Raw genomic sequence first — 22,146 nt, 5'->3', positions numbered from 1 at the left:
GTTCTTTTCTGAGCCCGGCGCGGAAGCAGCCTGCAAAAGCCTCGACGACCCTCGAAGGCTATCTCCGGATTGAGCATCCCGAACTCGAATTGAAACCATCACCGCAGCTGAGACGGCATGCACGAATTACACCACGTGATTGGACGCTACCCTGAAATGGAATTGGAATGCCCGTACAATACGGCATAATTCCTTCATGACACAGTTTGTTATCACCGACCGAGTGCTCGAAGACATTCGGGTGAACATTGCGGCTCACCAGCCGGAACGCGGCGGAGCTCTGTTCTCCTTTCCCTGGACAAACTGGGTCGTGGACTTTCTTTATGATGCAGATGCGGTGACCACCAGTTCGACCTACACGCCGTCCGCATGGCTCATTTCTGAGGTCCAAAAAATCGAACGAGAGAAAGGCGTTCATTTCGTCGGGGTGGTGCACTCTCATCCCGGCGGGGCTGACCGACCGTCTGGACCTGATCATGAAGCTTTCAGATCCAACCTGCATCATAATCCCCATCTGCCGGCGTTCCTCGCGCCAATCGTGACCAAAGACCGTGCCGCAGACGACGGAGCAAAAAACGAAACGACGCTTGGAGCCTCGTCGCGAATGACGAGCTATGTCGCTTATCGCAGCCAGCCCGGCGGTCCAAGCGAGGAAGCAGGCTCAATGCTCAAAGCGGATCTGGGTTGGTTTCCGCGGCCGCGCAGTGGCCAACCGGTGCGTCTCGAGCCGGCTCAAATCGACATAATGTCGGTTGGCGAGGATATCGCCGCGCTGACAGACCAGCTTGAAACGTGTCCTGGCGGGTCGGTCCGGCACAGAACAGGTCCGCCTGTCGCACTCGGGGCAACGTCCTTTCTCAGCGAGGCAATCGAGTTCGGAGATAGCTCCCTGACCCTGCTCATTTCCTCTGGCTATCCGATGGTTGCACCTATCGCGCTTGTATCGACCGCGTCCGGACAGCCAACGCATCAGGTCCATTTCAACTGGCCATTCCTTCACGAAGGAGATCGCAGTCAAATCTGGTCAGGTCTTCTGGACTCAATCAAGGCAGCCATTCAGCAAACGGAGACGGGAAAACAAGATGTCTGATCCAACCAATACACGCGCCCCTAGCCTCGATGCGCTGCGCGATCTGATCCACCGGGAACAATCTAACCGTGCCGGCGCGTCGTCCAATCCGGCCCAGAAGATTGTCGCGACACGCGACGGTCGTCTGATCACTGGAGACCAGGCCGCAAATCAGCCGGTCACCACGGTGCAGACAGACACGTTTGCTTACCCGAATCTGAGCCGGGACAGGGATTACGCGATCACGCACATGCCTCCTGGGACCGTGGAGGTAACACTGTCCGGTGTGACCGGGTGGCGGTACGCGTTCATCAATGAGTATGGCGAGCCTTTCGACATGTTCGCATTCTATGACGGATCCTATTATCAGGTTTTGCTGCTGCAGCCGGAACTGGAAGCGCGCTGGATGTCCCCCCATACCGGTCACATCTATTCTGACGGGCGGATCTGTTTCGGAACCTCGTACAATTCAGGCCGCAAGACGCTGGGCGAGGCCTATGCCAAGTCAGTCCTCTGGGCGACCGGCATTACCGTTGCGCTGCAAGGCTTTCCGTTTCCCTGGAACGTAAACCAGTAACAAGGATTTTTTGCATGGCCTATCAGCACGCGCTTCGCGACCTGTTGGACGCTGTAAAGCTTGCGTCCCGCAAGCTTGCTGGCACGGCCGTAAGTGAAGTTCGTGTCACCCTCGGAACGACAGATCGACCCGCTATAAAGCTCAGGTGTCCTCCGGGTGCTGACATATATTTCACGGTCATGGACGGCTTTCCGGAAGTGCCGCCCGTATTTACCGTCTGCTGGGGCGACGGTTCTGACGGGTTCTATGCCCGAATGGAGTGGAATCCAGCCGACATCGTCGGATCGGTCGATGCCGCGCTTTCGAATGTCATTGCCGGCCCTGCGCCTTTCCAGGCCCTCTACGGGGATTCGCCGGACCGGCCACTGACGGCAGATCGCGACGTTGCACACAGGATGGGTTGGCGGCGCGTCCTGACCGGGCACCAAATCAAGAGAAGTCTGAAATCTGCGCTCTCCGAGCGCGTTGATCCAGCTACTATTGAGGCGCTTTCAGGATCTTCGGTCGTGATCTTCGGGCTCGGCTCGGTAGGCTCATTTCTGGCGGAACAGCTCGCACGCGCAGGTGTTCGGCGGATTGTCGGGGTTGATCCGGACACCGTAGAACCGGGCAATCTGAGCCGGACAGTGTATGCGGATCAGGATGTTGGTCAGAGCAAGGCTTTTGCGCTCGAGCGACGACTTCGCGAGATTGATCCCGGTCTTGATGTGTCAATGTTTCAGGCGGCCCACGACCAGATCGGACCAGAAAATCTGCGAGCTATGTTCAAGGATGCGACGCTGGTGGTCGCCGCCACCGATGACCCTAGAGCTCAGACCCTGATCAACAGGTGCGCTGTCGCGGCCGATACGGCGGCTCTGTTCATTGGCCTATACCGCGGCGCGAAGGGCGGCGAAGTTGTCTTTTCAATTCCGCACGCGACGGGATGCTTCACCTGTGCAACCGGCGGCGTTCGGAACGTCGGCGGGGATGCGGAGGTCCTGCGCAAGGTGGATTACGGCACCCGCCGACTGTCGGGCGAAATCGCGCTCGGATCTGATATACATCATGTGACCACGGCCGCTGTAAAGATTGCAGTCGGACTTATCGCGCTGATCAATGGGAGGCGCGACTCTCAGGCAGCGCAGTTCATGCTGTCTGCTGTCGTGCAGGAGAAGTCTGCCGTACTCTTTTCGATGTCGCCGGATTTCTGGTCTTTTCCCTTCTGGATGGCCAATGCATCCGGGCAGTATGCCTATCAGAGCGTTTGGGTTTCCGTGCCTCGTAACCCCGATTGTGATCATTGCGGCGATGCCGCTCGTGCGGATGATCCCTTCAGATATGCTGCGCCGACACCTTCGCGGGATATGCTGAGGGGTCATGAGTAACAGACATATGCTGGATGAGCTGCGTGCGCAGTTGCGCCGCGAACGGGGTGGAACGGGAAGTCCGCCGCCATCACCGCGGATGCCGCCCCGGTCTGCGGTGGTTTCGGCGCAGCCCCCGGCGCGTCCGACGAACGCACCCGCCCGTTCCGGGAACCCGCTTTCAGCCTTCTTCGGTCTGATCGTGATCAGTCTGCTCGGATTTTTTGGTTACGCCGCCTGGAACAGGATAGGGGATTATCAGCCCGCTTCCGCTCCGCCGCCGACGCTCGCGGGCGTACCGACTGTGCCTCAGGTGTACAAGGTCGGCCTTGTAGGGGTTCCAGTCTATCCGGCGCCGTCTGAAACCGGACCGTCCATAGCCGCCCTGGAGCCGGCAAGTGAGATCGTGTCCTCCGAGTTGCGGACAGGCCCAGGTGAAACCTGGTTAAAGATCTCGGCGCCAGTAGAAGGATTTGTGAACCAGGAGGGGCTGACATTCGTCGCCTATCAACTCGCCGGCCAGACCTTCGAGGCGGGTTTTGAATGCGCGCGCGTTGCGACGGAAGCCGAGGTGGCTATCTGTCTGAATGAAGCACTGGCCCGGATCGACCGCGAGCATGCTGCAAGGTACCAGGCGCTCAAGGACAGGCGGTCCTACCGCGGAGGCATTGACAATGAGCTTCCGGAAGATCGGAGCCAGCACCTCACCGCAAGATCAGGCTGCGGATCCGGTACTGATTGTATAGAGCGCGCATATTCCGCAAGCACGGAAACCCTGCTGCGACTCGAAGACCAGGAGGTTTACCGATTCAGCTACACGGATGCGGCTACTTCAGCTGCGGTTTCAGCGCGGTTCGAGCGACAGAAAAGCAGCAGCAAAGATCTCGTGGCTCCGCTGAAAGGAGAAACTTTGCGGATGCTGCGTTTCGGGCCGGAACACCGGATTTACAACCTTCTGGGAAGCCCTGACAGCACGGGCGATCTCGAACTCTGGATTCAGCCCGAGTGGAGCATTGAAGCCCCGGCCTTTTGGCAACGCCTAGGCGCTTTGCTCCGTGCCTACCCCGGGACCGTGGTTACACTTTCGCTCAATCAAACATCTGGATCAAATGTTGCCTCGAGCCGCGAACGCCGCCTGGCTCAAATTCGGCAGATGGCGTCGGGCAATCTCCCAGAAGGAAGCTTTGTCATCGAGACGATGGCCGCTTCCGCAGACCCAATCATGTCCTTGCCCGATGCAGAGCGTCAGGTCGACAAAGGATCGGTCCTGAACGTTTTCGTCCGGACAGGGCTTGCCGCTGCAGCCGAGATGCCGAACGCAGACCAGGTCGTTGAGCCCTTGGTAGCGGAGGGCTCCGTTCAAGCCTCGCAGGGCGTCTCTCCATACTTCACGGGTTCCGCAACCCCGCCGCAGAATGATGAGACCTCAATTCGCGACTACGCGTCCACTTGCCTGCGTGATGCGGATATTCTGATCGAGAAGGGGCTGACGGATACGCGAAAGCGGCGCGCAACAGACAGATGGCTCAAGAACGAACGGTGGAGCACCGATGTTCAGGCCCGTCTGCAATGTGCGGTCGACACGAAGTTCAAACTTGACTGCAGGGCTCTGGATGCAGGGAACTTTGGCAAGGCAGCCGTCCAGATCATGAACGGTGTCCAAATATCCGGGCGCGCGACGAGCGGAGAGCCGGTATCTGGCAGGTGCTTGCGAACGACCGTGACTTTCGAAGCTGTAGAATAATCCTCCCACTATCGCGGTATGTCGCATGTGCTGGCAGGGGGTATAGGCAGAACAGCTGGTCTGTTTCCAGAGCTGGGAAGAGGTGGCCTGTTGTCTTAAATAGAAAGTTGTTCGCCTTGAAAAAAGCGGTTGATGTTTGCCATTAACGTAAAACCAACATCGATTGGTACCGCGTACGCCTGTGATTAAAGCGCAACCGGCCGGCTTCTGTAAAAAGAAATCGCATCAAGCAAACTTGGGGAGGTTTTGATTTCTCGCTTTAGATGTGCGTATTCAGCTTTTCGTTGACGATGTTGGACAGTGCGGCTAACCGTTGGAGCAACTAAAAGTTTGCATTCGGGCTGGTTGGCTCATTTGATTGCAAGAAAAGCATGTATCCTATGACTTCCAACGCAGTCCGCCGAGCGATGCCGTAAGTCCTGTAACCCATAACCCCTTGGCTAGAAGGAGTGGTGTTTGGAAAATGATCAGCTCCAGGAGCAGCGACTGAGATCGAGGCTGAAAGAGTACGCCTTCAAGATCCCCGCTCGCATGCCTGAATACGGCGCTTTCAAGAAGAGTGTGGTGATCTGGCGGATTTACCGGGCGCTCCGGAAAATCGATGAGGGAACCTATGGTCAGTGCGACGCTTGCTCGCAAGCGATTGGTGCCGAGCGCCTCAATCTCCTGCCGGCCGCCATAATGTGCGTCTCCTGCCAGACGACGGCCGAGCGAAAATAGCCTCCCAGCAGCTGCTGTCAGGACCAACTGCTAAGTAGCAATTGCAAGTCTCGCAACCGTCTCTGAACCAGCCGATCAAACCAAATCAGTATGGACTTTCTAACAAAGGCTCTCGCTAACTCTCGTAAGACATGAGGTATAAAAGAGATCATCGGTACTGGGATCATCGTACGGAAATGGCTGCATTCCCTTCACAACGATATGTCAGCTAGCAGCCAAACTGATAGCTAGCCACATTGAGACAGGATTTTCGATTGTCGCTTCTCGTTACAGATGCATTGGGGATTGCCTTGCACGGCGATCAGCCTGATTTAGTTGATGGGATCTCGATCTCGGTAAAGCGCGGCACCTTTACAATGGTCGTCGGCCAATCCGGAAGCGGCAAGAGCCTCACTTTGCGGGCGATCTCGGGCGTGTTGCCCAAAGACACGTTCCGCGTGCACGGTCGTATCCATTTTGCCGGACAGGATATCAATCTCGCCGATAGCGTTCGGGATCGTTCATCGACCAGCGCGGTGATGGCGATGATTTTCCAGGACCCCGCAGCCCATCTCAATCCGCTCATGACCATTGGGGAGCACATCGCGGAGGTCTTCGAGCGGTTCGAGGGGCGGCTGCCGAGCGGCGAACGCAGTCGGAGAACAAGGGAACTGTTGGCGAAGATGCGATTTACCGACCCGGACAGGATCGCCTCCGCTTACCCCCACCAACTTTCGGGCGGGCAGAACCAGCGCGCCACGATTGCCCTGGCGCTTGCCTCTTCGCCCAAGCTGCTGCTCGCCGACGAGCCGACGAGTTCGCTCGATGCGATCGTGCAGCGCGAGATCATGGAACTGCTTGATCGACAACGGGTCGAGACCGGACTGACCATCTTGATGGTCACGCATGACATCGGCCTCGCCTTCGCCTTCGCCGACAAGGTTTACGTGATGGACGAGGGACGCATCGCCGATGTATTCGATCCCAGCGCCTTCGATATCCGCTCGGCCAAGCCCGAAACGAGGAGGCTTACGTTTTCCGCGCCGCGGGCAGTCGGCTCCCGCGTCCAACCGGTCGATGCCCCTTCGGTGATACAGACGTCGGGGTTGTCCAAGACTTTTGGAAGATCCGATGTCGCGGCTCTGGCTCCGATATCGCTGTCTATTGCCCTTGGGTCGATCACGGCCATTGTCGGCGAGTCGGGGTCGGGCAAGACCACTCTCGGTCGCCTTTTAGTAGGCCTGATATCGCCCACGTCGGGTGAATTTTCAGTAATCGGCAAGCGCTCGGGCAAAAGCGTCCGCGCCAAGACGATCCAGATGATCTTTCAGGATCCGGCCACGTCGCTCGACCCGGAACGCCCTGTCCGCATGCTGCTTACGGAAACGATGCAAGTGAACAACATCGGCATCTCTATTTCGGATCGTTACGAACGCGCGATCGCGTTACTCAATAAGGTAGGACTCCCTGACGCTGCAATCGACGCCAGGCCAATGGATCTTTCAGGCGGAGAACGTCAGCGCGTGGCGATTGCGCGGGCCCTTTGCGCCGAACCGGAAGTTCTCATATGCGACGAAAGCGTCTCCGCGCTGGATCCTCATATTCAGGGCGAAGTGATCGGCCTGATGTCTGACTTGCGGCGCGATCTCGACCTGACCATTGTCTTCATTACCCACGACCTTCGCTTGGCGCGAAGTTTCGCAGATGAGATCATCGTTCTGAAGGACGGCCAGTTCGTGGAGGGTGGCCCCGCGGAGGCGGTGTGCTCAAACCCGCGCACGGACTACACCCGGCAGCTGGTCGCCGCTCAATATCCGCTGCCGGCCGGCATGTGAGGCACCAATTACATGATGGTGGCCGCGGCTCACTTCCTGACGGCTTCCCAATTGCTGACGGCCGTTTTATTCAGGCTGAATGTCTACTCTACCCCTACCTGCTGCCCCTCGTACTGAGGAAGGATCCGCAATCGCGCACTGGCGTGATGCGGTGCGCGCGTCCGAGAGGGACGCGGGGCTTCTCTTGGCCGATATCTATCGCGGTTTTTGGCCGACCCAAGGTGAACTGATCTTTACCGGGGCTTGTGCGTTTCAGTGCGCGCACTGCATCTATCCCCCGAGCTTTGCTAAACATAATCGCAGCCTCGGGGCGGATGAGTGGATTGTGCTTCTGGAGTCGCTGGCTGACGAGACCGGAATCGAGACGTTCGTTTACGGCGGGCGGTCGATCAACGCCGAGGGCGTGAAAGTCATGCGTTCGGTCCGCGCCAGCTTTCCCAGCGCGCTGATCGGCATGATCGACAACGGCATTTCGATGCTTCCGCATCTGCCCGACCTCTTTGACGTAAAGGCCGACTGGATCGATGTATCGCTCGATGGACTCGAAGAGGATCACGATCGCCAGCGCGGCAAGCGCGGCAGTTTCAAAGAGGGGTTGCGAGGCGCGCTGTACCTTAAGGACCATGGCTTTGCGCCCCGCGTGAATATCCTCACGTGCCTGACGACGCTGAACTACCGTTCGGTCTGCTCGATGATCCGGCAGGTCAATGCTCTTGGATTCAAGAACTTCTTCATCACCCCGGTCACCCTGGCGGACGGCGTCGGGCCTGCCGCGGACCTTCGCTTGTCGAAGGGGCAGTTGCGCTTGTTTTTAAAGGAATTGCAGCAGGTCGTTGCCGAACTCGACGATGCTTGGGTCGAAGTGCTGTTGTTCTCTGTCGATTATGCCGAGGAAATCGCCTCGGAACTCCCGGACCTGTGGCACAGCTTCAAGGTCGGCAGAGACGAAATTTACTGGGATCTTGGCGAATTTTGCGGTCAAGGGGACGCTGCTAATCCTCTGTTCATGCGGTACTCGCCATTGTCATTGACAGGGATCCGTGAACTTGTCGTCAATACCAACGGCGATGTGATCGTTCCCAAGGCCATGGCCTATGGCAAGCCGCCAGCCGAAATGGTGCTGGGCAATCTGCTGAGCGAGGCGCCTGGCCAGCTCGTTCGGGATGTGTCTGAACGGCGAGCTTTCGAATTTTACCGATCGGAGCTTCGCAAGGAAGCTTCGCTTTTGAGGAGTATGGTGTGATGGCAGCAGCAAACAGCGGATCGGTCGGGCGCGGCAAGCCGTTCGTCGTGGATTCGCGCGCGTCGTGGGATGCAGAGCGTGCACCTGGACGCGGCGACGCCCAGCCCTCTCAGTCGAAACAAGACCGATTGGGACCGCCGCGCCTGAACGCGGGGCCGGGTTTTGGAATCAATAATCTACAGTCAAGGGGTTAAACTTCCATGCGCGGATTTAAATGGGCCGCGTTGGCGGTCGTGTTGGCTGTGGCTGTCTTTATGGTCTTCCGGCTCATCGGCGGCAACGGAGGCGGCAACGCAACGAAAGAAGAAGATCTAAAAGTGGCGCTCGATTCCGATGTCGAACGGCTTAACCCACTTACGATCAAGAACCCCAAAACTTTCATCGTGTCCTGGCAGATTTTCGAAGGACTTCTTGCGCTCGATGACGAGGGCAATATTGCCCCTAGACTTGCCGCTGAGTGGAGCTCCGAGGACAACAGGACGTGGCGCTTCACCATTCGCGAGGGTGTGCGCTTCCACCAATCTCCGATGTTCGGAGGATCCGAGCAGAGCCGTGAAGTGACCGCTGAGGACGCGGTTGCCAGTTACACAGCGTTTTGCGGCGCGGACGCGTATCCTGCTTTCCTCCTTACGGACATTCTTGCCGGCTGCTCGGATTATAACTCAGGCAAGGCCAACACAGTTTCGGGAATTCGCCAGACCGGTCCAATGACCTTCGAACTGGAATTGACCCAACCCGAACCGTTTTTCCTGCATCGCCTCTCCACCGCATGGATTGCGATTTTCCCCAAAGAGGCTCTCGATCCTGCAAACCGGGACGCATGGGGGCTGTCGCAGGTGGTCGGTACGGGCCCCTTTCAGCTGGAATCCAATTCTGAGTCTGCTGTCCTCCTCAGCCGCAATACCGACTATTGGGGCGAGGGCGGTTCGGGCGACGTCAGCAACATTTCATTCCGGGTGATCAAGAACGATCAGGCCCGTCTCGATGCGATACGCAACGGTTCGGTCGACCTGATGTTTTTGCCGCCAAACCTGTTTCCAGCAACACTCGCTCCCGGCGGCGGCCTAAAAGACAGCCTCGCAGCGGACCTTAACCTGATCAAGTACGCAACCTTCAATTCGCACATGATCGGCTTCAATGTCAGCACCCTCGACGACGTTCATCTGCGGCGAGCGATGTCGCTCGGTATAGACCGTGAGGCGATCATCGACACCCTGTTTTACGGCAATGCCCGGATCAGCGGCGGCACCGTGCCGCTGATCATGAAGGACTACAAACCCCTTATATCGTCCGATTCGCTGTTTGATCCGGCCGAGGCGAAGAGCGAGCTGGCGCTTTCGAGCTACGATGGCAGAGCGATCGAACTACTCGTTCACGACCAGGCTAGCAGTGAGCAGATTGGACAACTCGTTCAATCCCAATTGAAAGGCGTAGGGATTAACATCGCGCTTACCAAGGTCGATTTCAACACAGCCATCACCCGCATGGTCCAAGGTGAGGCGCCGGCCTTTAGCATGTATTTCGACTACGTGTTCTCAACGCCCGAACTGGTGCTCCTGAACATGTTCGATTCTAAGAAGCGGCCTGTCCCCAATTTCTGGCAGTATGCCAATCCGGCGATCGATGCGGAGCTGGCAGGCCTGCGAAACCTGGAGCCGATCGACTCTCGCGCCAAGTCGGCGCAGATCGAGGAAATGGTCGTGAATGAAGCGCCCGCGGCATTCCTTTTTCAACTGGATTCCCTGCTGCTGATGCGCAAGGATCGCAAAGCTGTCACGGTGAACGCGCATGGTCACTTCGATTTTGCCGCGCTTGAATCCGGAGAGTGATAGGCCGACTTCACAGCGACCGAGAGTTCCGTTGGCCCATAGGGGCTAGCCTTGTGCGACATGCCCTTCAGCGAAGCGTATATGCAGCTTCGCTGATGGCGGCGACAGTTCTGTTTTCCTTCCTCTTGTTCCAGCTTGTTCCTACGGACCCGGCTCGCATCGCGCTGGGAGCTAACGCAAGCGACGCGCAAGTCACCGCGCTCCGACAGCAGCTCGGTCTTGATCGACCGCTGGTCGAACAGTTCGTAACCTATGTAACGAGCGTGCTGTCGGGCGACCTCGGTCGATCCTTCATCGACGGACGGTTAGTATCTCAGGAAGTCGGGACGAAATTTTTGCTGTCCGCAGCGCTGACCACTCTCGCCTCATCTTTTGCAGCGCTATATCTTTTGGCCCAGGTCACGTTTTCGCGTAACGGCAGGACACCGTCGATCTTCAGCGCTCTTAACAACGCGTTCACTGCGCTGCCGACGATGTTCATCGCCATTCTTGCGCTTCGCTGGGTATTCGCAGATTATCCGTTTTCATATTATCCGGGAACACTCTGGGCATTGGAAGGCTGGGGGTTCATGTTGCCTCCAGCGATCGTCCTTGCGTTCTATCCGATGGGCATTCTGGGAAAAATCGCGGAGCGCGAGTTTGATCGGCTCGCAAAGCAGCCTTATGTGCTTGCGGCCAGAGCGCGCGGGATTGACGAGCGGGGGATCCTTTGGCGTTACCTGTTTCCCAATTCACTCATCACGATGCTTTCGAGCTATACGACCCTACTGCCGCTCCTGCTTACTGGCAGTTTCATCATCGAAATCATGTTTTCGGTGCCGGGGCTCGGGGCATTGCTCCTTAAGGCGGTGCTCAACCGCGATCTGCCGATGCTGCAAGGAATCGTGATCGTGGCGACCGCGTTTACGGTGCTGATCCATCTGCTGATAGAGCTGGCGTACCCTGCCATCGATCCGCGCATAGCGGAGCATCGCCTTGTCTGAACGATCATCGGCGATACGGCAGCTGGTTGCCTTGTTCGTGCTGTCAGCGGTGAGCCTGGCGCTGCCACTATTCGCACCCTTCGATCCCCTGCTCGTGATCACGGAAGCGCGACTGCAGCCGCCTTCGCCCGAGCACTTGCTGGGCACTGACGAACTCGGACGCGATATTCTAAGCAGAGTCCTCTGGGGCACAGCCACCACTGTCACCGTATCTGTGGTATCGCTAATTTCTGCGCTGCTTATCGGGGTAATCGCCGGCGCGGTCGCTGGCTATTATTACCAGCGGTGGCCCGATCGATTGATCATGTGGATCGCGGATGTTCTGTCGGCGATCCCCTTCTTGGTCTTTGTTGCTGGCGTTCTTGCCATCTGGGGCGGCGGGCTATTGAAAGCCTATGTGCTGCTGACACTCGTGATGTGGACGAACTCGGCGCGACAGGTGCGAGGCGAGGTGATCAAGATTATGCCACTTGACTGGGTGGCGGCCGACCGCGTTGCAGGTCTGTCAGAAGCGAATATCCTTTTTCGCAAGGTCCTTCCGAAATGCATTTCCCCGGCTGTCCTCTTTTCGCTGTCTTATCTGCCCGATATCGTCGCCCTCGAAGCCGGACTGTCATTTCTCGGGCTGGGGTTGCAGCCACCTGAGCCAGGCCTCGGCAAAATGATCTTCGACGGTATCAGTTACAGCGGATCTGCCTGGTGGATTTCGTTGGCGCCCGCTTCGATGTTGGTTTTAATCGTTGTCTTTGCGCGGGCACTGGGGAATCCTAGTGCAAAAGGTAAGGCAAGATTTCTCGGGGGGATGGGTATTGGACGAAACCGGACTTGAGGCTAACGAAGCGTCGAGCAAAGCAAAATTTGACGCGGAAAGTTTTGCCAAGAAGCTTATGCAGCCTCAGGGAAACTGGCGTCTGCTAGACGACACGGTATTCCAGTTCAACGATGTTTACCGCAATTTCTGGCGCAACGGCGGCGATCCTTTGAGTAGTCCGTTCGCCCAAGGAAGTAAGGAATCCTGGTTGGTTCCTGCAATGTTCGACAAGCAAAGTCGGACGTTCAATTGGGTTGCCTTAGCGGATCCGCACCTTAACTCTCAGGGCGCTCAAGACTATAGCATCGACCGTATAGTCGATATCATATCGAGACTGCATAAGTTTTTTGAGGAAGATGAAAACTTTAATCTTCCAGACGATGAAAACTTTGATCTTCCAGAAGAGTTCGTATCTCTGTTCGATGACTCGCCCCATTGCACCGAAGCGTTAGATATATTCTCAAGAGAGTTGCAAAACTTTAGAAGAACTGGTTGCTTCGTAACTTACAGGAATGAATTGAAGTCTAATCAACCGCGTAGTGAAGACTTATTTTATTCGTTTGCCTCGATATATTCCTCTTATTCGCACCCTAGGAAGCATTCTCTTGAAGGATGCTTTTACATGGCTCTAGAAAAGTTTGGACACAGCCACCCCGAAGTGGTTGAGCATGCGATCTTCGGACAATTGCAAAACAGCAGAATTGACCTCACGGGATGGAAGTGCGCCCGAGACTTGGGAGATGATTGGAAATTCCTGCTCTGGAACGGCAAAGAGTCAGAAACGATTTCAGAACGTAGACCTGTGGGCAAGGAAAAATACGGTTACAGGCCCTGCCGCGTAGAACTTGCAAGTATTCTATCCGAGTCGTTTCTCGAAAATGCCCTGATGTCTTGGATGATCTCCGTAGACGGAAATGAACTTAGACTTTCCGAAAGGCTTGAAGAACTCAACCATCTATTACTCGTTCCAATTTATGATGTATGGATTGGCAGGTCTGGCTTTGGCTGCTTGCACGCAGTTCTTCTGATTTTTGTCAAACCTCCCAACGAACAAGAAATGTTCGGTGTTGTCGGGCACAGTCGCTGGGAGGATGTCTACAAAGACAAGATACTAAGCAGGTGCGAAAGCTTCGCCCACGAACTGGCAACTATTTCGCTCCGTCGTGCGCTGTCGACGCCTGTATCTCCGCCCCATGATCTCCTGAGCCATTTTCTCAAAGTTCTGGCTGAAATTCAGGACTGGGAAGAGGCGGTCGTTTATCGTGCGGGTGTTCCCTGTTATCGGTATTTTCGCGATTCCGCGCCAACGCCGGAGCGAAACAAACCGGCAGAGTCCTATCTTCGCGTTCGAGTTCCTTGGAAACTGGACGAAAGCATGGATGGGGGCCCCCTTGGCGAATCCGATAAGCCGAGTGGCAGCATCGCTGTCGACGAGTATGGTGACTCCTTCATGTGGTGGACCTGCGAGCGTCAGCGGGAGGGAGGTGGCTCGCGGCCAAGCTTTGATCTGTGGTCAGATTACTATCTGCCTGAACTCACCGGCGAGGAACGCGGCATGTATCAGGATGTATCCATCCGGTTCAAGTTCCCCAAAGCGTGCCGGATACCCCGGGAGGGGCAGCAGAATTCGCGGGATTTCCTGGTCGAGAGCTACCAGCGCCAACAGCTTGATCTGATGCGTGCGCTGATCCCCAAAGTGCGAGCCCGTCGCGCCGCACTCCGCAATGCAGTATCAGCGATCATGGGTCGCAACATGTCGCATAATATCGGATCGCACGTGCTGGCTCGCTATGCATCGCACAAGGAAACCGCTATAGATACTGAGCGTCTCGACCCGCGCGCCGACTTCCTGTCCTACCTGCAGCGCCGCATGGATTTCCTGGCTGAGGTCTCTACAACCGATAAGGCCTACTGGGCTCAGCCGCTGTCATTGAAGCAGCAGCTCGGTCGACTCAACTACGACCAGCAAATCCAGATATTCGGGAACGCAGCGGGACGTTTCCCCCCGCTTCTCGAATACATTACCGGCAAGGACCAAATGAAAGCCACGGTAAGGCTCTCTCGCTTGGATGAGCAGGGCCATCTAGCCGATGGCTATGTCGGCGACTTCGTCTTCTCGTGCCCCGGCGGCGAGGTCGGGGTCCACGCGCTTTATGTCATCCTCGAGAACATCATCCGCAACAGTGCCCGTCATAATAGCGAGCAGGCAGACATGGTGAACATCGACGTTATTCCGACTGACCGTCCAGATGCCGACCTGATCGAGTTGCGGATCGTCGACACCCGGTCTCTCTTGCGCAAAGATGGTACTCGGCAAGGCGGGCATACTCCGGAAGGCGACGAAGTCTGGACGCGCCGATCAAGGGCGGAACTGGCAAAAATCTGGGCAAGCTTGACGACTGAAGAAAAGACCAAGCTGGCATTCAAGGCGCTCCCCGATCGTATCAATTGGATCATTCAGCATGAGCCGTTTCTCGATCAAGACGGCGCACCCAAGCCGGAGTACTGGGGGCTGCGTGAGATCCAGATCTGTGCGCAATATCTGCGGCAGGTGTCCCTGTCCGACCTCGAAAACCAATTCCATCTAGGCGGCAGTGATGCGATACGCACGAGCCTGAAGCAATATCCTGTGCTGCAGGCGGAACCCTACGAGTTCGCAGAAGGGAAATATTGTCTTTCCTATGTGCTGCATGTGCCGAAAGCGAAGTTGTGTGCGACGATAAGTGCCGGAGATGAGGAGAAGTCCGGATGGCTGCAGGGCTCGAACTCAGGTTTCACCGAGCTCAGACTTCCCTCGGAACCCGATGAAGAGCCGAATAGACAATCCTTTAAGGCAGACCTGCGGAACCTGAGTGGCTACGGCTTTGTCGTGTATGACGACAATAACGAAAGGGTGGTCAGATGGGTCAAACGGTACAAGCATTATCTGCCGATCCGCTGTCTGCCGAAGTCAGCTGTACACTTTGATGCCCCCGACGACGACGACACGGATACATTTGCGCTGCTGGAACCCCTCCATAGGGCCTATGCAAATTTGCTCGCTGCCTTGCCTCCAGAACGCCGGCTTGCAGGTTTCGCAATCGCTGCTGGCGAATTGCCGAATGGGGAAGTCGCGCTTGGGCAGGATGCACGGAATAACTGGCCGGATCCACTGTCATGTGCACAAAAAGGCAGGCTTCCGACTTGGCTGAACCACCAGACAGGTCTGCAGGCGGCTTTCTGGGTAGATCATGTAGGGCAGTCCTACCTCGATAATCTAATGGCCGCTTTGAACAGGCACAATGAAATCGTAGGGGAGGGGAGTCACCACGTAGGATTTATTGGCTGGGAAGGTTGTTTTTCGGGCCTTCCTGCGACCCACGTGATTGAAGCTTTGAAGCGCGGACAGGGTTGGGAGTTGCTAGCCGCCAGCATTCCTCGCGTGGTCGTGCTTGATGAGCGGGTTCAGGCGCAAGCAGCTACAGAATTCCGGTCGCTTGCGCTAAAAAAATACTGGGAAGGAATGCGTGTGCAAGTGCCTGAAAAAGCTGTTTGTAACCTCGACCATCCGACCATGAAGTCGTGCAAGGACTGGCTAGAAGGGTTGAGCAAAAATCAGGATTTTCTAATCGTCCACCTGACCATTCTGGAACAACTGTCCAAGGATGAAAAATTGGAGGATGCTGCGGCAGCCGTTCATCAACTGATCCGGGGAAATCCCTGTTTCGAAGACTGCGTTGTTGCAGTCGTAACGGGACGCGGGGTTGCAACTTTCGGTCGCTCGGTCGCGCGTCAAGAAAAGGACGCAGAGGGCGAGGTGCTTCGCTATCTGCCTGTTTCCGCATTCCTCGAATATCTGGTAAGGCGACCGAGTAAGCTCGGGCTCATGCGCACCTTGTGGAGCGCATCGCGTCCCGAATTTGATTAGCTCGATAAAGGATTAGATCATGGCCAACCCGCTTGTAATTTTTGCCAGACCCAATGATCCCCTTGGCGGTGCTTGGCTTAATCTACAAATCTCCGCTTTCGATGCCGACGGACGACGGCTCGAAAACGATTTCGAAAGGGGCTCACTCATCGTCATGAGGGACACGATCACCAGAGAACTAATGCCGACGCACTTCGACGGCGCCCATCCGGTTCTGTGGGTCGAGCATGGTAGCAAGCCGCCAAGTGATGAACAGTATACGGTAATCCGGCAATGGCCGAACCAAAGGCGAGCAAAGATATTCAGCCATGTTCCAGGTGCCGAAATCTATGAGAAACTCAAGATAATACTGCATCGCAATAGCCACGCCCACGAGATAGCCAGTGCAATTGAAAGTCTGAAAAGTGGGATATTCGCCGACGCGGAATGGATGATCATCAATAATGTCGCGATGCTTGAGCAGACAAGAATCCTTAACCCGGAGGCCGTTCTGGGGGCTTGGGAAGCCGAAATCCGCACCACAGAATTGGGCGATTTCCTCCTAGGCCAAGGAGGTGCGGCCGGTGGAATTCAAGCAGCCATTTCAAATGAAGTCGCAAGGCTGTCACGATCCCAGGATTAAGCTCCTATGGTCTCTGGAACGCTCGAAGCGCTAAGCGCCGCTGCAAGGCACGCCGCGCCGGAAGTCGACTGGCGCTCGATCGTTCTGCTTGCGGTGGATTTCGACGCGCATGGCAAGTTCGAGCGATTTTCTGGCCTCTTGGCTGGCATCAATGAGGTGAATTCGAGGTCAGGGGCGGGAACGCCAGTTCCGGGGATCGTACTCTTCGGGCTACACGACCCGGGCCAGTTTGAACAATTGGTGCAATCTTATGCAGAAGCAGCCTGGATTTTAGACTGGCCGGGCATGGCCTATCTCAAGATGCCTAGCTCTGTGGACGACCTGCGCGCCGCTGCGGCGCGTGTCCTGATGGGGCGTTTCACCCCCATCCCTCGCCGGAGCGCCGCTGAATTGCTCGGCCACATCGGAAAGGTCCTTCACTGGTTCGAGCGTGTAAAGCAGGGGCAGTCAGGGACGGCGCGGATCTTCTCGGATGTAGAACGGGGCCGTCTGGTCCTGACCGATCGTATTCTCAGGCCTGCCGAGTGCCTTTCCGACAGGCAGAGCTTTTCTATCAAAAACTTGTCCCTTGCGTTGCACCAACTTGGGCAGGAACAAGCGGAAGAAATGCGTGCGGAACTCCTGCACAAGCAGCTAGAGGATCTAAATTGTGCCAGCGCAGCGCTCGAGGAACGCAAAGCGCGATTGCTTAATGCTCCACGCCATCCGGAGGTCAACGAGCTGAGGGAATTAGCATTGATTTCACGAAGGCTGGAGTCTGCCTGCGCAGAACTATACGAGACTATGATAGGCCTCGAAGCAAAGCTTTCGGAACCAACGGGTTAGAAATATGGGCAAGAAGATACTGGTTGTCGACGATGTGCCGGTCTCGGCACAAATGGAACCCTATCTCGCGCCCTTCGGCTTTGAGATCGAGCAGGTGACAAAGACGGAAGGGGCCGAGAGGAAGGTCGAGGAGTTCGACCCCGACCTCATACTCCTCGACCTTCATTTCGACGACGACGAGGTCGGTGCAAGGCGCACCACAGGAGGCGCCTTCCATACTGTGCTCAGGCAGCGCTTCCCCCATATCCCGGTTCTGATATTTTCAACCCGACCGGCGAATAACGAGATCCCGGCAGAGACATTCGAGCTGAGGCCTTTGGCAATCGTCAGCAAGCCTGATCTCGAATCCGAAAACTGGGCGCCGGAATTCGCTCGGAGGCTTGATCGCGCCATCGCCGAGTTTGGGCGCAAAGCCGACGATTACACCCACCAACTCGGTTTCCCAGTTGGACAAACCGAAGCAATGTTAGAATTTGCCCGCCGGCTCAGTCTCGCAGCGCCGTCGCATAAGAGCATATTGCTGCGAGGAGAAACCGGGACAGGAAAGGAAATTGCTGCTCGGGCGATACACAGAGCGAGTGGTCGATCCGGCGAGTTCGTTGTTGCCCGCATCGCCGCGTTGCCTAAGGATCTCATGCTGGCCTCACTTTTCGGTCATCCTGCGGGTGCTATGCGTAGTGTCAGCGTTGCCGGCTCCGGCCTGCTTAATACAGCCCGCAACGGCACATTGTTCATCGATGAAGTCGGCGACCTCACCATCGAAGCGCAGGCGGCCTTGATTGCTTGCCTCGATCAACAAACTGAGCAGGATTCAAGCAATCAAGGTGCGAAGCCTAGCGATGCAAGGATAGTGTCGGGCACCCAGCATGACCTAAACGAGCAGTTCGCCACCGGCGGGTTCAGACGCGATCTGAAAGATCGTCTTGCGGAATTCGAACTTTCGCTGCCGCCGCTTCGTCATCGGTTGCAGGACATCCCCGCACTCTTTTCCCAGATAGTCGAGGAGTTCAATTCATCGGCGCCGATGCCAGTGAGCCCGCAATTGCGGCCAGAAACGCTAGCGAAGCTGTCCGCCCACGACTGGCCCGGGAACATCCGCGAGTTCAGGAACGTGCTGACCAGTGCGCTGATGTGGACACAAAACGAAATCCTGATGCCGGAAGATATCGACTTTGAAGTCATCCCTTACCCGAAGCCAGTCTCGAACAACGCGATCGACGAAAGGAATGAACCCCAAACCACGATCGAACTTGAGGCACGCCTTGTTGTCGATGGGCTCTTCGCGAAGCTTGACAGTATGGAACAAGGACCTGAACGCTACGAATTTTACAAGGATCTTCCGAAGTACATGCTTCGCCCAGTCAACGAGAAGATATTTTCAGTATTGCGCGAGCGCTTGGGTAACGTCAGATTGCAACAGATTGAGTTGGGCCAATATTTGTTTGGCGACCGCAATACTGCACAGACGTGGGACCGTGTTAGAGGCTACGTAAGTCAGAACAAGGCTTGGCCCCTAAACAGGTAGAGCTCACAAATGGGGGTTGGAAAACAGTGACTTACGTCGATGGAATTCGTACGGCGCTTGGTGAAGCTGTCCGCGTGTGTCACTACGCGTCGGACTTCGATCTGTTGTGGTCTGACGCGTTCGACCCAGGAGACGGGCCAGTGGTCATCGTATGGGAGCGCGGGGCCTCCGGGGTGTCCTCCGACCCCGACGATCGCTTGCTTGAGCCACATGTCACACCGCTTGATTGGGCGCTTGCATGGTCGTTGAGGCGCGCTGAGTCAGCACAGAACATTCCTGCCATAGCAATCATCGATGCGAGGATCGATGACTGGGGCGGGGGGTGGTCCTGGCAGGTGCGGCGCCAGCTGCTCGCCGACATGCCCTGGGTCGTGCTCGCCGCGACGGTGATTCGACCCGATGGAGCCAGCTACCTCCATCGTCCTGTGCTGGTATTGCCCGATGCGAGCCCCGGCGGGCTACTCGTCCGGTCCGTAGATCAGTGGTCACTGGCGATGGACTGGACTGCGCGCCGCATCGCAGACAGAGAATATCGTGCACTCCGAATGCTCTGGCGGCTCTGGGCGGCTTCGCTGAAAGAGAGTGATGAGCATCACGATATCAACAACATCGTCGGCGCGCGCATGCTGCTCGCTGCGGCGCCTGACGGTCTGGCGCAAGATGCATCCGAGCGTTCGGGTTCGAGCGACAAGGCTGCGTCTCCAACCGCGCTTGCTTTCCTGCAGAAGGTCGCTTGGTGCCAAAAGGCGACATCGGAGCGCACTGGGTGGGAAATATGGCCAAACGAGAGCAAAAAAGAATACCCCTTCAACAAGAAGGTCTTCGTCACCCTCTATGATGACATGCACGCTACCGGGTGGGGGAGTTTCCTTTTTGCCTTCTTGAGCAAGCTCAATCCGAGCATAAGCGAGGAGTCCACACCAGGTAAGCTTCTATCTTTTCTGTCCGAGCGGGCAGTCTTCGATAAGCGCGACTTCATCCAAAATGTCTCTGTAAAAAAGAATGGGCATCCCGAGATCATTTTTCTTGATTTCAGGCTCTACCCTCGTGCGAAGCGGGCGGCTTTTCTGAATGATACCAAGACGCTTCTCAAACTCGCAGAGCGGTTTACCGAATTCAAAACTTTGGCGTGGGACGCGATAAAGCAGTCCGAGATCGACGGCCTTAAAGACTGGTTGAGTCGGGGCGCACCCGAAGCAGAGCATTGGGACGACCAGTCCTTGCTGCTGCTTCCGCGGCTGCTCGCGCTTGCCCTCCCGTTGACGCCGATCATCCTGTTTTCATCCACATCACAGGCGCGCATTCGCGAGCAGCTCAAGCCTTATCGCAACATCTTCACCGGCTTTCAGAAACCCAACCCGCTGGGCAATCCGGCCTCGATAGAAATTGCAATAACGGCGCTCGGCAGCGCTATGGATCGGGCAATGCCAATGCTCCAGCGGCGGTTGCAGTTGGCCTATGTACAGACTGAAGCCAAGCGATTGGAAGCGTCCCGCCCCAAAGATCGCGTCCAAAAGCACTTCGAGATATTTTTCGATGAGAGCGGTAGTGAAAAACTGTGCTCCACTGCCGCGATCGCGTCGTTCAATAGTATCGAAGAGGCGGATGCAGCCGCCGACAAAATGAATGCGCTCTTTGTTGAACGCCAACTAACAATCAGAAAATCTAACGCACTGAGCCAAGCCAGCTTAGAAGGTGATCTTCGGATCCTAAGCGAAGCGCTCGGACAGGATTTGCAAATCGACATTGTCAGTTTGAAGTGCGAATCCGAGGAGCCGCTAGACATTGCAGAACTCAGCCTCAAGACCTTTAGAGACAGTCGACTTGACGAAGCAATCTACCACAATGTTTGTTTCGTTGTGTTCGTATACACAAATTTCTTGTCTGAAGATGCCTCCATTTCTATTCATCTCGCCACAAGGACGATGTACGAGCCAACGCTTAACAGACTTAGAGGAGCCTATTTCCAAAGGTTCGGGCTAAGTTCATATGTAAATAATGGGGCTGAAGATGGGACCGTGGAATCGTATGATAAAGCATCGGCCTTTCCACTAGTCAGGGGATGGTTGCGTTCATGGGGTCGCGGCCGCTCCCTTCGATCGAAGAACATCCTCTCCATAATCGCCAAAACAATAAGAGACGGGGAATACCGAGCACAGAGGATGAACGAATTTGGCCGCCCTCTGCATTTCATTGCGGACTGGGCCGCTGGCTTCATAGGTATTGCTGGCGATACGAAGCACAAAAAGACTTTAGGTGTCCTGAGGCCTGTTCTTGGTGAAAAAATGGTGTCGAAAGTGTTCTTGAGCGATTTGGGGGCTTCGAATGTAAGCCGCCTCTGCGAAGCTTTGCGGTTGAGCATATGCTCTGAAAATCCTCAGATTGACGAAGTGATCGTTGAGCTGTGCAATTCGCATTTGGTCAGTTCTGCGGGTAACCAGGGGCTTAATTTAAACTTTATAAATTTCGGGCCGGACGCGTCCTTTCGGTCCATGCCACAAGAGCACTTCTGGTTGTGGGCCATCTTCCCTTATGTCGAAGGAAAAGCCAGCGGCGATAACCTTATGGCTGGGCTGTGATGGTCCTGATACGATGTCACACTCAAAGCCCCCAGTACTCCTTCATATGCTGTGAGGTCCGGTTCACCCGGCATACCCTTCCCAGTTCTTCTGAAGGGCCAATAAGGGCCGGCCGCCGCGGCATTCGTTGCGCAGGCGCAGAGAGAGGGTAATCATCCCATTTTTAAGCGGCCGGATTTCTGGACTTCAAGCGGCAAGTTTCAGTTTCATGGCGGGGGTGATGCCCCCGATGCCCATGGTTTGAGGTGTGGCGAGCGCGTCGGGAGCGAGGCCCCCAACATGCACGAGCGACCGGCGCGCTGCGGGCGTCATTGTCTTAGTTCGGTGTCGAAAACCTCAGAAACCTCATCCACATCCACAAAGCCAATCGCAGGTGACCGCGTCCTTGGCCGGATGCTTGCTATGCTGTTGTAATAAAAGGAATTATTTCCGTACTTTTTTGACGGGTGCGCCTTCCCGCACCCAAATAAGCCCCTGAAAACCGAAAGGTTTTCGGGGGTTTTTCTTTTTGGGACTTAGCTCAGTTTTCGATTTGGAAGCACATTGGAAGCA

The 22,146-nt window shown here is 56.1% G+C and carries 15 protein-coding genes; all 15 read left to right on the top strand.

The annotated features are described in order from the left end of the window. The first annotated feature begins 196 nt into the window (after nt 1–196). Nucleotides 197–1,090 (top strand): Mov34/MPN/PAD-1 family protein, encoded by an 894-nt coding sequence (locus Q0C17_RS16550; RefSeq protein WP_291208712.1) that lies wholly within the window; start codon nt 197–199, stop codon nt 1,088–1,090. After that, nucleotides 1,083–1,646 (top strand): hypothetical protein, encoded by a 564-nt coding sequence (locus Q0C17_RS16545; protein ID WP_291208710.1) that lies wholly within the window; start codon nt 1,083–1,085, stop codon nt 1,644–1,646. The genes Q0C17_RS16550 and Q0C17_RS16545 overlap by 8 nt, the downstream gene beginning before the upstream one ends. Before the next feature lie 14 nt (nt 1,647–1,660). After that, nucleotides 1,661–3,013, top strand: a complete 1,353-nt coding sequence (locus tag Q0C17_RS16540; protein WP_366914855.1) for a ThiF family adenylyltransferase — start codon at nt 1,661–1,663, stop codon at nt 3,011–3,013. Between the two features lie 7 nt (nt 3,014–3,020). Further along, complete coding sequence (locus tag Q0C17_RS16535) at nt 3,021–4,736, top strand: hypothetical protein (RefSeq protein ID WP_291208704.1); 1,716 nt, start codon at nt 3,021–3,023, stop codon at nt 4,734–4,736. A 456-nt stretch (nt 4,737–5,192) separates the two neighbouring features. Further along, nucleotides 5,193–5,456 carry a TraR/DksA family transcriptional regulator gene (locus tag Q0C17_RS16530; RefSeq protein ID WP_291208703.1) on the top strand — a complete coding sequence of 88 codons (264 nt, stop codon included), beginning with the start codon at nt 5,193–5,195 and terminating at the stop codon, nt 5,454–5,456. 254 nt (nt 5,457–5,710) lie between these two features. After that, entirely contained in the window at nt 5,711–7,270 is a 1,560-nt protein-coding gene (locus tag Q0C17_RS16525) for an ABC transporter ATP-binding protein (RefSeq protein ID WP_291208700.1), read from the top strand. A gap of 184 nt (nt 7,271–7,454) precedes the next feature. Beyond that, entirely contained in the window at nt 7,455–8,513 is a 1,059-nt protein-coding gene (locus Q0C17_RS16520) for a radical SAM protein (protein WP_291208697.1), read from the top strand. A gap of 200 nt (nt 8,514–8,713) precedes the next feature. Continuing rightward, nucleotides 8,714–10,342, top strand: a complete 1,629-nt coding sequence (locus Q0C17_RS16515) for an ABC transporter substrate-binding protein (protein WP_291208694.1) — start codon at nt 8,714–8,716, stop codon at nt 10,340–10,342. Next, nucleotides 10,339–11,325: an ABC transporter permease gene (locus tag Q0C17_RS16510; protein ID WP_366914854.1), complete on the top strand. Its 987-nt coding sequence runs from the start codon at nt 10,339–10,341 to the stop codon at nt 11,323–11,325. Before Q0C17_RS16515 ends, Q0C17_RS16510 begins: the two co-directional genes overlap by 4 nt. Further along, on the top strand, nt 11,318–12,154 hold the full coding sequence (locus tag Q0C17_RS16505; protein WP_291208690.1) for an ABC transporter permease: 837 nt from the start codon (nt 11,318–11,320) through the stop codon (nt 12,152–12,154). Before Q0C17_RS16510 ends, Q0C17_RS16505 begins: the two co-directional genes overlap by 8 nt. Beyond that, on the top strand, nt 12,135–16,043 hold the full coding sequence (locus Q0C17_RS16500; RefSeq protein WP_291208688.1) for a hypothetical protein: 3,909 nt from the start codon (nt 12,135–12,137) through the stop codon (nt 16,041–16,043). Before Q0C17_RS16505 ends, Q0C17_RS16500 begins: the two co-directional genes overlap by 20 nt. 19 nt (nt 16,044–16,062) lie before the next feature. After that, nucleotides 16,063–16,665 (top strand): hypothetical protein, encoded by a 603-nt coding sequence (locus Q0C17_RS16495; RefSeq protein WP_291208686.1) that lies wholly within the window; start codon nt 16,063–16,065, stop codon nt 16,663–16,665. Nucleotides 16,666–16,671: 6 nt separating this feature from the next. Further along, nucleotides 16,672–17,490 carry a hypothetical protein gene (locus Q0C17_RS16490; RefSeq protein WP_291208683.1) on the top strand — a complete coding sequence of 273 codons (819 nt, stop codon included), beginning with the start codon at nt 16,672–16,674 and terminating at the stop codon, nt 17,488–17,490. Nucleotides 17,491–17,494: 4 nt separating this feature from the next. Continuing rightward, nucleotides 17,495–19,015, top strand: a complete 1,521-nt coding sequence (locus Q0C17_RS16485; protein WP_291208681.1) for a sigma 54-interacting transcriptional regulator — start codon at nt 17,495–17,497, stop codon at nt 19,013–19,015. A 140-nt stretch (nt 19,016–19,155) separates the two neighbouring features. Then, on the top strand, nt 19,156–21,594 hold the full coding sequence (locus Q0C17_RS16480; RefSeq protein ID WP_291208678.1) for a hypothetical protein: 2,439 nt from the start codon (nt 19,156–19,158) through the stop codon (nt 21,592–21,594). Nucleotides 21,595–22,146: the final 552 nt, after the last annotated feature.

Origin of the sequence: Hyphomonas sp., from assembly GCF_022844445.1 — a bacterium.
Taxonomy (GTDB): Bacteria; Pseudomonadota; Alphaproteobacteria; order Caulobacterales; family Hyphomonadaceae; genus Hyphomonas.
This window is presented reverse-complemented; position numbering and strand designations above follow the sequence as displayed.